Raw genomic sequence first — 13,836 nt, forward strand, 5'->3', positions numbered from 1 at the left:
CAGGATCTCGTGGAGACGGTGCGTGCCGCCGTGGCGCACGAGTATCCGCGGCAAACCGGCGGGCTGCGGGAAACCTTCTATGTTTGCCAGGCTTCGCAAGGCGCCGGCCCATGCTGACGGCAACGGCGGCAGCCGCCCCCGATGGGCAGCCTTACCAACTGACGCAGTTGCAAAACGCTGGCGGCATGACGGTGACGCTGATGGACTGGGGCGCCACCTGGTTGTCCGCCGTCTTGCCGCTCAAATCCGGTGAAAAGCGCGAGCTGTTGCTGGGTTGCCACAGCCCGGCGGACTACCAACGACAGGGCGCCTATCTGGGCGCCACCGTCGGCCGTTACGCCAACCGCATCGCCAACGCCAGTCTGTCCATCGGCGGGAAACCCCATGCGCTGGCCGCCAATCAGGGCGCCCACCAGCTGCACGGCGGCCCCGACGGTTTTCATGCCCGCCGTTGGCGCCGGGTACAGCATGATGCGCAGCAGGTCTGCTATGCGCTGCATTCAGCGGATGGCGATCAGGGCTTCCCCGGCAACCTCGACGTGCAGGTTTGCTACCGCCTGACTCACGACAATCGTTTAGAAATCAGCTATCTGGCGCAGGTCGATCGCCCCTGCCCGGTCAACCTGACCAACCACGCCTATTTCAACCTGGACGGCGCCGACGCCGACGCCCGCGCCCAGCGGCTGCAGCTGTTCGCCGATCGCTATCTGCCCGTCGACGCCGAGGGCATTCCCTGCGCCGGGCTGACGGCGGTGGACGGCAGCGGCATGGACTTTCGCCAGCCGAAAACGCTGCTGCAGGATTTTCTGCGCGATCGCGACCAGCAGCGGGTCAAAGGTTACGATCACGCATTTCTGCTGCACCGTACCTGCGGCGCGCTGGAGTGTCCGGCGGCCCATTTATGGTCCGCCGACGGGCAAGTGCAGATGAGCGTGTTTACCGACGCGCCCGCGCTGCAACTCTACAGCGGTAATTATCTGGCGGGCACGCCGGCGCGCGACGGCGGCAGCTACGCCAACCACGCCGGCCTGGCGCTGGAAAGCGAATTTTTGCCGGACAGCCCGCACCATCCTGAATGGCCGCAGCCGGACTGCTGGCTGCAACCGGGGAACCGCTACCGCAGCGCCACGCATTATCAGTTTTATCCTATCTGACCCGCCACGCCCCTCGCCGTGCGGCCGGGGGCGATTTGTTATAAATGCTTACCTTTTAGCGCTCTCCCCCCGCCGGCACCCACCTTTCCTTATTCCAAAGTGCGCACTACACTCAGGCTACCGTGATAAGCACAACACCTTGTGCAACGTCACAATTTTCGGCCGATGGCGGCCAATCAATAGCTGAAGGAACACCTATGCGTCTGATTACTGCACTCCCATTGCTGGCGGGCTTAATGTTGAGCACCAATCTGATGGCGGCCGACGCGACGACGGCGACGAAAACGCCTTCGCCGGCGCAGGCGGCCCAGCAGAAACGCATGACCGATTGCAACCAGCAAGCATCCACCAAGTCGCTGAAAGGCGCGGATCGCTCTACCTTTATGAGCACCTGTCTGAAATCTGAAGGCACCGCCGCGACGGGCAAAACCCTGACGCCGCAGCAGCAGAAAATGAAAGCCTGCAACGCCGACGCCAAGACCAAGAATCTGAAGGGCGACGCGCGTAAAACCTTCATGAGCAACTGCCTGAAAAAATCGGCCTGATTTACCCCACGCCACGGCGCGCACGAAGCGATTTCGGCGCGCCGTTTCTCCCTCGCAGCGCCAGCCTGAACGATTCAGCTTTTTCCTTTCGCCAGCCCTTACTTTGCGGCAAGAAATTGGCTATGGTTAGACACTATCGATTGCCGAGCCCCGGCCCGCGGCAATATAATGATTTTCGTTATCATTGAAATGTCAGATTATTAAGGAGTTAAGCTATGGCTGTAACTAAGCTGGTTCTGGTGCGTCACGGCGAAAGCCAGTGGAACCAAGAAAACCGCTTCACCGGTTGGTATGATGTTGATCTGTCCGACAAGGGCCGTACCGAAGCGAAAGCAGCAGGCAAGCTGTTGAAAGATGAAGGCTTCACTTTTGACTTCGCTTACACCTCCGTACTGAAGCGCGCGATCCACACCCTGTGGAACATCCTCGACGAGCTGGATCAGGCCTGGTTGCCGACCGAAAAATCCTGGAAGCTGAACGAACGTCACTACGGTGCGCTGCAGGGTCTGAACAAAGCGGAAACCGCTGAGAAATACGGCGACGAGCAAGTGAAACAATGGCGTCGCGGCTTCGCGGTGACCCCGCCGGAGCTGACCAAAGAAGACGAACGTTACCCTGGCCACGATCCGCGCTACGCTTCGCTGACCGAGCAAGAGCTGCCGCTGACCGAAAGCCTGGCGCTGACCATCGATCGCGTTATTCCTTACTGGGACGAAGAGATCCTGCCACGCATCAAGAGCGGCGAGCGCGTGATCGTTGCGGCGCACGGCAACTCGCTGCGCGCGCTGGTGAAATACCTGGATAACCTGAGCGAAGACGAAATCCTCGAGCTGAACATCCCAACCGGCGTGCCGTTGGTGTATGAGTTCGACGAGAACTTCAAACCCATCAAACGTTACTACCTGGGCAACGCCGACGAGATCGCTGCAAAAGCGGCGGCCGTGGCGAACCAGGGCAAAGCGAAGTAATTTCGCCCGTTCCCGGTAACGAAAAAGCCCCCGGTTTTCACCGGGGGCTTTTTTATTTCTGCTGCTGCGCCATCGCCTCGTTCACCGCCTCCAGCCGCTCCTGCATCGCCGGATGAGTGCTGAGCCAGGCCGGCAGCGCCCAGCCATCGTTCGTTTCTCGTTCAGGCGCCTGCGCCAATGCGCGGTAGATTGCCGCCATTTCCGCCAGCGAACGCCCCTGCCGCTGCATTTGCGCGATGGCGAAGCCATCCGCCTCGCGCTCCATCCCGCGGGAAAACTGCATCTCATTCACGAAGGACGCGGACTGCAGCAGCGTGTCGCCAATGCCGCTGACGTCGCCGGTCATCCACATCAGCGTCAACGCCACCAGTGACGAGCGCACCAGCATGCGCATCGAGTGGCGATGGGCATGATGCCCCATTTCGTGCAGCATCACCGCCGCCAGCCCATCGTCGTTTTTCGACAACGCAACCAGCCCATCGCTGATCACCAGCGTGCCGTCCGGCAACATAAAGGCGTTTGGCGCACCGGGCGCCGCCATCAGTTTCAGCGACAGCGGCGTGCGCTCCTGGCGCATTTCGGCCGGCATCACCTGCCGGAACAGTTGCTGCAACGCCCGTTGCCGCTCGGCCGGAAGTGCAGAGGGCTTGAAGCCGCTCTGGCTCAAAAACGTCTGCGTGTGTTCGCCCAGCGTCTGTTCCACCGAGGTGGGGATACGCATGGCGATCTCGCTGCTCGCCCACGGCAACACCACGTAAACGTAAGCCACGACCGCCAGCAGCGTCATCAGCAGCGCCAGCGCGACGCCGCGTTTGTGGCGCTCCAGGCGATGCACCCAACCCGGCGGACGGCGCTGATAAAACCAGCGGCGGAAGGCCGCGTCGTCGTCCGGCACAAACCGCCCGCCGCCTTTGAAGGTCAGCATCAAAGGAATCGTGCCCAGCGCGTCAGAAACGGCGATATCCGCCAAGGGAATGTAGCGCTGCTCATCCTGCCGCTGCAGCGTTACGCCCTCGCCGCTTTCGTTCACCAGCAGGCGGGCCGCTTCGCGCGCGGCCCGCCCCGGCAACTGGTAGGCGCCCTCGAGGATCATCGGCGCCTCAGAAACTGCCGCCCAGATCCAGCGCCTGCACCGCCTCTTCGGCCACCGCGCTGTTGGCGGTTTCCTGATGCGCCGTGATGTCCAGCAACGCCAGATCGCCTTCAACCGCCGTGCATTCCGCCAGATAACGGGCGTGGCGCACTTCCGCCACCGGCACCGCGAAACCGAGCGAAAACAGGGTGATCAGGGTATTGGTGATCAGCAGCCCCATATACGGCAGCGTTTGCATGGAAGAACGCAGTTTGATGTTGCCGTTCAACGCCGTCTGGTTAAACAGATAGTTGCGTTGGGCGACAACCTGATAGCTGCCGGCGATCAAGGCACCAATCAGCAGCACCACCATCATCAGCAGCAGGCTGCCAATATTCTCCAGCACCAGCAAATCGGCAGTTTCATTCGTCAATATACCCATCAATACCATTTGGTACAGGGACAGGATGAACGACCCCATGCACACCAGCGCTGCCAACATGAATGGCAGGAAAATGAGCAGGCCGATCAAGGCAAATTTGATAAAGGCCGACTTTTTCAGCTCGGCAATAAACGGCGTGCGGCCGAAGAACAGATTATTGACGTACAGATCGTGCTGCAGCGCGCTAATAATACCGTTGACGGCGGCGAATGCCGGCACGGCCAACAGCAGCGTCAACACCAACATCAGACTGATGGCGTTGATGCTGTCAAAACCGCTGCCAATGCTGAGTAAAATGATTAAGCCGGCATAAAGCCCGATAATCAGCAATAGCGGGCAGAACAGCAACGCCCAATAAGCGCGCCCGGTGCGACAGACATAATTAAAACGCACGCCGCGATAGCTCGACATAATCGCATTGTAGCGCCAGCTGCGGATAACGATCCACGGCAGCAGGGCAAGCAGCACCAGCAAAGCCAGCAGCCCTAGCAGTGGCGTCACCGCCAGCAGGATATAAAACACGATGATGCCGCCGATCACCAACAGCCGCCCTTTCAGAATTTGCAGCGGTTGCGCATGGTAATCGAAACGATCGCCGTCCAATTCCGTGTTGCCGTAGAAATAACGACGGCGACGCACCGTCGCCCAGGCGGAATAGATGCCCAGGGTCACGATGGTCAATAATGCGTTGACCAACCAAATAGCGAAGTACTCGCCACCTTTCCCATGGAATTTAATTCTGTGCAGCCCCAGCGACTGCGAGGTATTGCTTGTCATAATTCTTTCGTCCTGAAAGGAATAGGTCATGCCGCTCCCCACTTATTAGTCATGTGGGGTTTGCGGAATAAAAAAGCGTCTTATATAAGCACAATGCCGCGAGCAGTGACAATGACTCTTTTATTAAATAGGAATAATGCGAAGGCGGCTGCTTAATGATTTAATTGGCCTGTTAACTGTAAGCCTTAAATTAGCCGGCGGCAGGGAGGAACACAGTGGCTGGAAAAAACAAGGGCCCGCGGCCGGGCCCTTCTCATATTGGCGATTAACCGCGGCGCGCTTTCACCGCCGCCGCCAGATCGCGCAGCACGGTTTCGGTGTCCTGCCAGCCGATGCAGCCGTCGGTTACGCTCTTGCCGTAAACCAGCGGTTCGCCGCTTTCGAGGTTCTGGTTGCCTTCCACCAGGTGGCTTTCGATCATCACGCCGATAATCGCTTTTTCACCGCCGCCAATCTGCCCGCAAACGTCCGCGCTCACGTCCATCTGCTTTTTGAACTGTTTGCTGCTGTTGGCGTGGCTGAAGTCGATCATCACCTGCGCCGGCAGCCCGGCCTTGCTCAGGCCGGCTTTGACGTCTTTCACATGCGCCGCGCTGTAGTTCGGCTCTTTGCCGCCGCGCAGGATAATGTGGCAGTCGCCGTTGCCGCTGGTGTTAACGATCGCCGAGTGGCCCCACTTGGTTACTGACAGGAAGCAGTGCGGCGCGCCGGCAGCGTTGATGGCGTCGATCGCCACCTTGATGGTGCCGTCGGTACCGTTCTTGAAGCCGACCGGGCAAGAGAGGCCGGAGGCCAGTTCGCGGTGCACCTGCGACTCCGTGGTGCGCGCGCCGATGGCGCCCCAGCTCATCAGATCCGCCAGATACTGCGGCGTGATCATGTCGAGGAATTCGCCGGCGGCCGGTAGGCCGCTGTCATTGATTTCCACCAGCAGTTTGCGCGCCAGGCGCAGGCCGTCGTTGATGTTGAAGCTGTTGTCCATCTGCGGATCGTTGATCAAGCCTTTCCAACCCACGGTGGTGCGCGGTTTTTCGAAGTACACGCGCATCACCACTTCCAGCTCGCCCTTCAGCTCTTCACGCAGCGCCAGCAGACGCCCCGCGTACTCTTTGGCGGCTTGGGTATCATGGATAGAGCAAGGGCCAATCACCACCAGCAGGCGATCGTCGCTGCCGCGTAGGATATTGTGAATTGCGCTGCGGGCCTGGGACACCGTCTTTGCCGCGCGTTCAGTGGCCGGGAATTTCTCCAGCAAAGCCACCGGCGGCAGGAGTTCCTTAATATCATTAATGCGTAAATCGTCGTTTTGGTAATTCATAGCTTTTCCATTCGGTATCGTGGGGTCTTTCGCAGTGCGTAACGGTGTAGATCCCAACAATCTAGCCTGTGAGAATGGCGCTGTAAATCACCTTTGCCCCCCGCCGCTGGAACCGCCAAATTAACAGCAGATTGTGCTGTTTCATCAGGGGAGCGCAGAGCCTCCTTTTTCGCTATGCTAGCGATCGGAATATAAAGTGACCCGAGTTGAACATGCCCTCTCTGTTATTAGTTGATGACCACCCGGTGGTTCATGTCGCACTGGAAGCGGCGCTAATGAAATCAGCCCGCCCCTACCGCCTGCAGGCGGCGCAGGACGACGTTCAGGCGCTGGCCCTGCTGGCCGAGGCCGCTTTCAGCCTGGTGATCCTGGATATCGGCCTGCCGCAGGTCGACGGGCTGCAGCTGTTGAAAAAAATCCGCCGCCGCTACCCGCAGCAGCCGATCCTGATCTACACCGCGCAGGAAGCCGAGGTCTATGCGCGCATGGCCCATGCCGCCGGCGCCAACGGTTTCGTCAATAAAGGCAGCTCGCTGGCGCACCTGGTACAGGCGATCGAGCAGGTGCTGGACGGAGAAACCCACTTCCCCGCCGCCGCGCTGACCGAAGAAGCGCCGACGGCGGACGGCGGGCAGCTCACGCCCAAGGAGCTCGAGGTGCTGGGTTTGCTGAGCCAGGGACTGTCCAACCTGCAGATCGCCGACCTGCTGCACATCAGCAACAAGACCGTCAGCACCCACAAGAAAAATATCCAGCGCAAAACCGGCGCCGGCAACCTGCTGGAACTGGCGGCGGTGTTTAAAGAGTTGGCACCATGATGCGCCGCGCCCTGCTGCTGCTGTTGCTGTGGTGCGGCCTGGCGCAGGCGGCGGAACCGGTGCGCTATCAGCTGGTCAGCAACCTGAATACCCCCGAGAACATGCTGATCGTCGGCGAGAAGAACCCCTGGCGCGATCGTACGCTGCGCGTCGGCATCATCAGCGAGAACACCAGCCCGTACAACATCATCGTGGACGACGATCTGTACGGGCTGAACGCCGACTACCTCGGCTATATCCAGCAGGTGACCGGCATCCGCTTCGCCATTTACGGCTTCGCCGACCTGACGCAGCTGGAGCAGGCGCTGCACGACGGTAAGGTCGATCTGCTGTACGGCATCCCGCATAGTGAGGCGCTGCACGGCCTGGAAATCTCCCAGCCCTATTACGTCAGCAACCTGCGCGTATTGCGCGATCGCAGCAACGATCGGCCGGTGATGCTCAATTCCGCCAACGCCCGCGTCGCGATCGGCGCGCTGACCGACATGCAGTCCGGCGGCGCCCTGCAGGCGGTGGCGTCGCAGATCCAGCGCTACGACAACAACCTGCAGGCGGTCTATTCGCTGCTCAACGGCAGCAGCGACTACTTTATCGCCGACGAGGCCAGCGCCAGCTTTATCATCGACCAGCTGCAGCTCGGCCAGCTCTATCAGATTGAAAGCAACGAGAACCTGGGCAATCTGTCCTTCGTGTTCGCCGCCGCCGACCCACGGCTGATAGACACGCTGGACACCGCCATCGCCGACGCGCCGATGGAACTGATGAACGCCCTGCAGAGCCGCTGGAGCAAAAAGATCCCCAGCTACCTCGACACTGGCAATGCCGATCTGACAACGATGGAGAAAAACTGGGTGGCGAGCCACCGCGTGGTTTACTACGCCGCCATCGAGAACAACTTCCCGTTCGCCTATCGCGGTTCCGACGGCCAGCCGCGCGGCTACGCCATCGATATTCTCAACATCATCGCGCAAAACACCGGGCTGCGTTTCGCGCCGCTGTGGGCGCGCAACGCCGAGCAAGCCGATCAGCTGGTGCAGTCCGGCCAGGCCAGCTTCCGCGCCGCCCTGCCGCTGGCGCGCGGCGTCAAGGCGCGCTACGGCGCCAGCATGCCCATCCACCGTTCGCTGTGGGGCGTTTACGTCGGCCAGTACGCCAACGGCATCTCGACCTGGAACGATCTGGCCGGTAAGCGCATCGGCGTGCTGCAGGGCGATTTGGCTCAGGGGCTGGTGCCAGAGCGGGAACAGACCATCAGCTTCGCCGACAGCAAATCCATGTATGACGCGCTGGCCAACGGTCAGCTGGATGCGTTGGTGGATAACGTCATCTCCGCCAACTTTTTGGCGCTGTCGCGCTATTCCGGCGCCATCAAGCTGGCCTTCGCCGCCAACAACATTCCCTATCCGGTGGCCTTCGGCGTGCGCCGCGATCAGCCGCTGCTGTTGGCGATCCTCGATAAGAACCTGATGCAGATCCCGGCGGACACTCTGCAATCGCTGCGCGACGAATGGATCGTCGATCGCAGCAACCTGATAGACGCGGTGAACGACAACCGCATGCCGCCGCAAACCACCTGGCTGCTGGCGCTGCTGGCCGCCGCCACCGTGCTGCTGCTGGCGCTGACGCTGCGCCGTTTCATGCTGCAGCGCCGAGAAAAACGCGAACGCGAAGAGCTTGAGCAGGCGCGCCGCCGCGCCGAAGCGGAAAACCGCATGAAGAGCAAATTCCTCGCCACCGTCAGCCACGAACTGCGTACGCCGATGCACGCCATTCTCGGCCTGCTGGAGCTGGAACTCAAACGCCAGCCGGCGCCGGAAGGCCTGCCGGTGATTTACAGTTCGGCCTCTTCGCTGCTCAACCTGCTCAACGACCTGCAGGATCACGCCCGGCTGGAAACCGGTTCGCTGACGCTGGCGCCGAAACCGGTGGCGCTGCGCCCTTGGGTCGCGCGCATTGACGCTCTCTACCGGCCGCTGATCGGCGAACGGCCGCTGACGTTGAGTGTGGTGGCGGATCCGGCGCTGCCGGAGGCGGTGGTCATTGATGGTGAGCGTTTACTTCAGGTAGCTAACAACCTGATAAACAACGCGATAAAGTTTACGCCACGCGGTGCCATTCAGATCGGCGTCGGCTGGCGCGCGCAGGATGAGCTGCGGGGGGAATTGCATCTGACGGTGAACGACAGCGGCTGCGGCATCGCCGCCGATGAGCTCGGCAAGCTGTTCCAACCGTTTTACCGCGCGCGCGGCGCGCAGCGCATCTCGGTGCAAGGCACGGGCCTGGGGCTATCGATCTGCAAGGAGATCGTCGAGCAGATGGGTGGCCGCATCGAGCTGCAATCGCAGCCTGGCATCGGCACCCGCGTCGAGGTAGCGATACCGGTTGAGCTGAGCGGCGCGTCGCCGGTTGTCGCCCCGGAGGAGCGGCCCCTCGCCCTACCGTCTTCCTCGTTGCGTACCGCGTTGATCGACGATCACCCCACCAATCTGTTGCTGATGGAGCGCCAGTTGCGCCATTTCGGGCTGCAGCCCGCCCGCTTTGAGCAAGGTTATGCGCTGCTGAAGGCCCAGCGTCGTCAGCCGTTCGATCTGTTGTTTATCGACTATAACATGCCGCGCCCCGACGGCCTGACGCTCGCCAGGCTGATCCGGCACGACGAACAGCGGCTGCAACGCGCGCCTTGCCGCATCGTGCTCTGTTCGGCGGATGTGCAGGAGTTCACCCGCATCCCGCCTGCGCTGGTGGCGATCGACCACTTCCTGACCAAGCCGATTTCACTGGCGGCGATCGGCCAGATACTGGTTCAGCAACCGCAGGCTCAGGAGGAAAAGTCAGTCCTTACTGACTTACAGCAAACGCTGGCAGAGATGGCGGGTGAGGATTGCACCATGATGCAGCGGCTGGCGCAGACGCTCAGCGATACGCTGCGGCAAGACCGCCAGCGGCTCGCGGGCGCCGTCGCCGCAAACGACTGGCAGCACCTGGAGCAGGCGGCACACCGCATCAAGGGCAGCCTGCTGATGCTGCAGCTGCCGGAAGCCGCGCAGCTGTGCCAGCAGCTGGTGGAAACCGCACGCCGGGGCGAGCTTGCCGGCGCCGCTTATACTAAATTAGAGGCGTTAGTGGCGCAGATATTGCCGGAGCTGGATGCCCTGCTCACTGCCGTCCCCTCTTTCGCTATGCATAAGGATGAATAATGTCGGACACTCCACACCAACACCTGCCGAAAGACAGTAATAGTAAACGCCTACTGACCGCTTTTTTAGTCACCGCCGTCTTTATGGTGGCCGAAGTGATTGGCGGTCTCTGGTCAGGCTCGCTGGCGCTGTTGGCCGACGCCGGCCACATGCTGACCGATGCCGCCGCGCTGCTGGTGGCGCTGATGGCGGTGCACTTCTCCCAACGTAAACCTAACGCGCGCCACACCTTCGGTTATCTGCGTCTGACTACGCTGGCGGCCTTCCTCAACGCCGCGGCGCTGCTGGTGATCGTGGTATTCATCCTGTGGGAGGCGATACAGCGTTTCTTTGAACCGCAGCCGGTGATGGGTACCCCGATGCTGATCATCGCCATAGCGGGGCTGCTGGCTAACCTGTTCGCCTTCTGGCTGCTGCATCGCGGCAGCGAAGAGAAGAACATCAACGTGCGCGCCGCCGCGCTGCATGTGCTGGGCGATCTGCTCGGCTCGGTGGGCGCCATCGCCGCCGCCATCGTTATTCTCGCCACCGGCTGGACGCCGATTGACCCGATCCTGTCGGTGCTGGTCTCCTGTCTGGTGCTGCGCAGCGCCTGGCGGCTGCTGAAGGAAAGCTTCCACGAGCTGCTGGAAGGCACGCCGCAGGAGGTCGATATCGCCAAGCTGCAAAAAGATCTGTGCCTGAACATCCCGGAAGTGCGCAACATCCATCACGTGCACGTCTGGCAGATCGGCGAACAGAAGCTGATGACGTTGCATGCACAGGTGATCCCGCCGCATGACCACGATGGGCTGTTGCAACGCATTCAGGCTTATCTGTTGGAGCACTACAAGATTGGCCACGTGACCATTCAGATGGAATACCGGCACTGCGAGACGCCGGACTGCGGCATCAACCGGGCGCCGGAGCCGAGTGAACACTCACATGCCGAAGCGCACTCCCACCTGGGACATCGCCATTAAGCCAAGAGGGCGCCATCACGGCGCCCTCTGCGTTGTCAGGGAGCGGAAGACAACGGATTGGAATGGTTGCGCCCGGCACTCTTGATCCACAGCCAGGAGCCGTTCAGGGCGATCAGCGTCAGAATGACATACTCGAGCGCCATCGCGTACACGCCCTGGTAGGCGAAAATCGCCACGCTGATGACATCGATAACCACCCACAGCAGCCAGTTTTCTACATACTTGCGCGTCATCAGGATCATCGCCACGATGGACAGCACCATCATTGCCGAATCCCAGAACGGGAACGCATCCGGTTGCAGCTCAGGCATCTGTACGTTCAGCCCCAGCCCTTGCATCACCGCCACCGCAATCTGCGTCAGCCAGGCGAACACGCGGTCAATGTTGAAGGTCATCAGGCCGATGCCGATGACGCAAATCGCCGCCCAGGCCAACGCTTTCGGCAGCGGCAACCAACGGATCTGCAGCTCGGCCTGGTTATCCTGGGTTTGGCGGCTCCAGGCATACCAACCGTAAATATTGGCGCCGAAGAAAAACAGCTGCAGCAGCAGGCTGGCGTACAGCTGGATCTGGAAGAAAATCACCGCGAACAGCGTGACGTTGATCAGACCGAACAGGTAGTTGATGATCTTTTCCTTGCTGGCGTACCAGATGCACAGCAATCCGAACAGCGTGCCGATGGCTTCGATCCACGACAGATCGTAACCGCCTGCGCCAAGCGGAATATGCACCAGAATATTGCTGGTACTGAAGAAGCTCATGTGGTCATCCTTTTAAACGGTTAAGCGTTGCCTTTAACCTGCATCTTAAGCTGAGCGGCGAAATCCAGCATGCGGTTCAGCGGCACCAGCGCCTTTTCACGCAGCGCGGCGGCCACGTGGATCTCATGCTGTGCGCCCCCCTGCTCCAGCCCTTCGGCAATCGCCTTCAGGCCATTCATCGCCATCCACGGGCAATGTGCGCAGCTGCGGCAGGTCGCGCCTTCTCCGGCGGTCGGTGCCTCGAATAGCTCCTTATCCGGACAGGCCTGCTGCATCTTATAGAAGATACCGCGATCGGTGGCGACGATCAGCTGTTGATGCGGCAATGTTTTCGCCGCCTGAATCAACTGGCTGGTCGATCCCACCGCATCCGCCAGCTCGACCACCGCCTGAGGCGATTCGGGATGCACCAGGATGGCCGCCTGCGGATAGAGCGCCTTCATGCGACGCAGCGCCTGGGTCTTAAACTCGTCATGGACAATGCAAGCGCCTTGCCAGCACAACACGTCGGCGCCGGTCTGCTTTTGCACATAGCTGCCGAGATGGCGATCCGGCGCCCAGATGATCTTCTCGCCCAGGCTATCCAGATGCTCGATCAGTTCGACAGCGATACTGGAGGTCACCACCCAGTCGGCGCGCGCTTTGACCGCCGCCGAGGTGTTCGCATAGACCACCACGGTGCGATCGGGATGACGGTCGCAAAACGCATGGAACTCTTCTTCTGGGCAGCCCAAGTCCAGCGAGCATTCGGCAAACAGGGTCGGCATCAGCACCTGCTTTTCCGGGCTGAGGATCTTGGCGGTTTCCCCCATGAAACGCACGCCGGCCACCAACAACGTGGAAGCCGGATGGGCGCTGCCGAAGCGCGCCATTTCCAGAGAGTCCGCCACGCAGCCGCCGGTTTCTTCCGCCAGCGCCTGAATTTCCGGATCGGTATAATAATGGGCGACCATTACCGCGTTGCGCTGCTTGAGCAGGGTTTTGATCTTCTCGCGATAAAAGGCTTTTTCCTCTACGTCCAGCGGTACCGGTTTCGGCGGGAAGGGATACACCGCCGCGTTGACATCAAACATTTCACTCATCGCTGCAATCTCATGCTAGGCTAGGCGCCTGCCGCGTGAATATCTCCTGCCGCAACGCCCTTCGTTTTATATACTAAACAAAATACCTAAAATCGCGCGAAAAGTCCGCTGATATTTTCATATTTGCGCACTCAGTGTTTAATAGATTAAAAAAACATAGACGTTAACCACGCAAATCGCTGCAGATAATGCCCCGGTGAGAACGTATAGCGTTCAGAGAAGGACGAGATGCAGAACGTTGCGGTGTTGAAACGAGAAAGCAGAAGATTCGGGTGCGGGATTACAGATGCGAAAAAAGCGCCAAAAGGCGCTTTTTTCTGAATTGGTGGGTCGTGCAGGATTCGAACCTGCGACCAATTGATTAAAAGTCAACTGCTCTACCAACTGAGCTAACGACCCGCAGAAGTGGTGGGTGATGACGGGCTCGAACCGCCGACCCCCTCCGTGTAAAGGAGATGCTCTACCAACTGAGCTAATCACCCACTGCTGTGGTACTGCTATTTTTCACATCTTACTCTATTAAAGAGTGGTGGGTCGTGCAGGATAACTCGGCCTTTGGCCTCGCCCTTCGGGCCATCACCGGAGTGATGTTGTCTCGCTTTGCGAGACTCGAACCTCTAAGGTTCTCATCCTGACGATTTAACACCTTACTCTATTAAAGAGTGGTGGGTCGTGCAGGATTCGAACCTGCGACCAATTGATTAAAAGTCAACTGCTCTACCAACTGAGCTAACGACCCA

The 13,836-nt window shown here is 60.1% G+C and carries 12 protein-coding genes, 3 tRNA genes and 1 other RNA gene; 7 read left to right on the forward strand and 9 right to left on the reverse strand.

Translation table 11 applies throughout. The annotated features are described in order from the left end of the window. The 4 genes from AC6BYQ_RS07050 to gpmA form a co-directional block, all read left to right on the forward strand. The coding region (locus AC6BYQ_RS07050) for a hypothetical protein (RefSeq protein WP_498056605.1) at window positions 1-117 on the forward strand (117 nt) is incomplete at its 5' end. Further along, the gene (gene galM / locus AC6BYQ_RS07055; RefSeq protein WP_498056584.1) at window positions 111-1,154 is read left to right on the forward strand and encodes a galactose-1-epimerase; all 1,044 of its coding nucleotides are present in this window, start codon (window positions 111-113) and stop codon (window positions 1,152-1,154) included. The genes AC6BYQ_RS07050 and galM, both read left to right, overlap by 7 nt. Window positions 1,155-1,351: 197 nt before the next feature. Next, complete coding sequence (locus AC6BYQ_RS07060) at window positions 1,352-1,699, forward strand: PsiF family protein (RefSeq protein ID WP_498056585.1); 348 nt, start codon at window positions 1,352-1,354, stop codon at window positions 1,697-1,699. Between the two features lie 215 nt (window positions 1,700-1,914). Further along, window positions 1,915-2,667: a 2,3-diphosphoglycerate-dependent phosphoglycerate mutase gene (gene gpmA / locus AC6BYQ_RS07065; RefSeq protein ID WP_019454020.1), complete on the forward strand. Its 753-nt coding sequence runs from the start codon at window positions 1,915-1,917 to the stop codon at window positions 2,665-2,667. Between the two features lie 52 nt (window positions 2,668-2,719). Here gpmA and AC6BYQ_RS07070 read toward each other — a convergent pair whose 3' ends face one another. The 3 genes from AC6BYQ_RS07070 to aroG all read right to left on the reverse strand — a co-directional run bounded on the left by AC6BYQ_RS07070 (window position 2,720) and on the right by aroG (window position 6,276). Then, window positions 2,720-3,760, reverse strand: coding sequence for a M48 family metallopeptidase (locus AC6BYQ_RS07070; protein WP_498056586.1), 1,041 nt, complete (start codon window positions 3,758-3,760; stop codon window positions 2,720-2,722). Window positions 3,761-3,767: 7 nt separating this feature from the next. Beyond that, window positions 3,768-4,958: a YjgN family protein gene (locus AC6BYQ_RS07075; protein ID WP_498056587.1), complete on the reverse strand. Its 1,191-nt coding sequence runs from the start codon at window positions 4,956-4,958 to the stop codon at window positions 3,768-3,770. A gap of 265 nt (window positions 4,959-5,223) precedes the next feature. Continuing rightward, window positions 5,224-6,276, reverse strand: a complete 1,053-nt coding sequence (gene aroG, locus AC6BYQ_RS07080; RefSeq protein WP_193145894.1) for a 3-deoxy-7-phosphoheptulonate synthase AroG — start codon at window positions 6,274-6,276, stop codon at window positions 5,224-5,226. Window positions 6,277-6,488: 212 nt separating this feature from the next. On the opposite strand from aroG, the gene AC6BYQ_RS07085 reads away from it, so the two are divergent. Genes AC6BYQ_RS07085 through zitB form a run of 3 tightly spaced genes read left to right on the forward strand, consistent with a single transcriptional unit; the run spans window position 6,489 to window position 11,253 of the window. After that, a complete protein-coding gene (locus tag AC6BYQ_RS07085) occupies window positions 6,489-7,094 on the forward strand; it encodes a response regulator (RefSeq protein ID WP_498056588.1) in 606 nt (201 codons plus the stop codon). After that, window positions 7,091-10,291 carry an ATP-binding protein gene (locus AC6BYQ_RS07090; RefSeq protein WP_498056589.1) on the forward strand — a complete coding sequence of 1,067 codons (3,201 nt, stop codon included), beginning with the start codon at window positions 7,091-7,093 and terminating at the stop codon, window positions 10,289-10,291. Before AC6BYQ_RS07085 ends, AC6BYQ_RS07090 begins: the two co-directional genes overlap by 4 nt. Further along, the gene (gene zitB, locus AC6BYQ_RS07095; RefSeq protein ID WP_025160031.1) at window positions 10,291-11,253 is read left to right on the forward strand and encodes a CDF family zinc transporter ZitB; all 963 of its coding nucleotides are present in this window, start codon (window positions 10,291-10,293) and stop codon (window positions 11,251-11,253) included. Before AC6BYQ_RS07090 ends, zitB begins: the two co-directional genes overlap by 1 nt. Window positions 11,254-11,288: 35 nt before the next feature. Here zitB and pnuC read toward each other — a convergent pair whose 3' ends face one another. From pnuC to AC6BYQ_RS07125, 6 genes are all read right to left on the reverse strand, one after another. Then, entirely contained in the window at window positions 11,289-12,014 is a 726-nt protein-coding gene (gene pnuC, locus AC6BYQ_RS07100; protein WP_063918914.1) for a nicotinamide riboside transporter PnuC, read from the reverse strand. A gap of 20 nt (window positions 12,015-12,034) precedes the next feature. After that, window positions 12,035-13,096, reverse strand: coding sequence for a quinolinate synthase NadA (gene nadA, locus AC6BYQ_RS07105; protein WP_498056590.1), 1,062 nt, complete (start codon window positions 13,094-13,096; stop codon window positions 12,035-12,037). A gap of 323 nt (window positions 13,097-13,419) precedes the next feature. Further along, window positions 13,420-13,495: transfer RNA gene (locus AC6BYQ_RS07110), tRNA-Lys, on the reverse strand. A gap of 7 nt (window positions 13,496-13,502) precedes the next feature. Beyond that, window positions 13,503-13,578 (reverse strand) — tRNA-Val (locus tag AC6BYQ_RS07115). Between the two features lie 45 nt (window positions 13,579-13,623). Then, a non-coding RNA gene (locus tag AC6BYQ_RS07120) (RtT sRNA) lies at window positions 13,624-13,746 on the reverse strand. Window positions 13,747-13,759: 13 nt separating this feature from the next. Then, window positions 13,760-13,835: transfer RNA gene (locus AC6BYQ_RS07125), tRNA-Lys, on the reverse strand. Window position 13,836 lies beyond the last annotated feature (1 nt).

The organism is Serratia sp. LTN-2 (assembly GCF_059740205.1).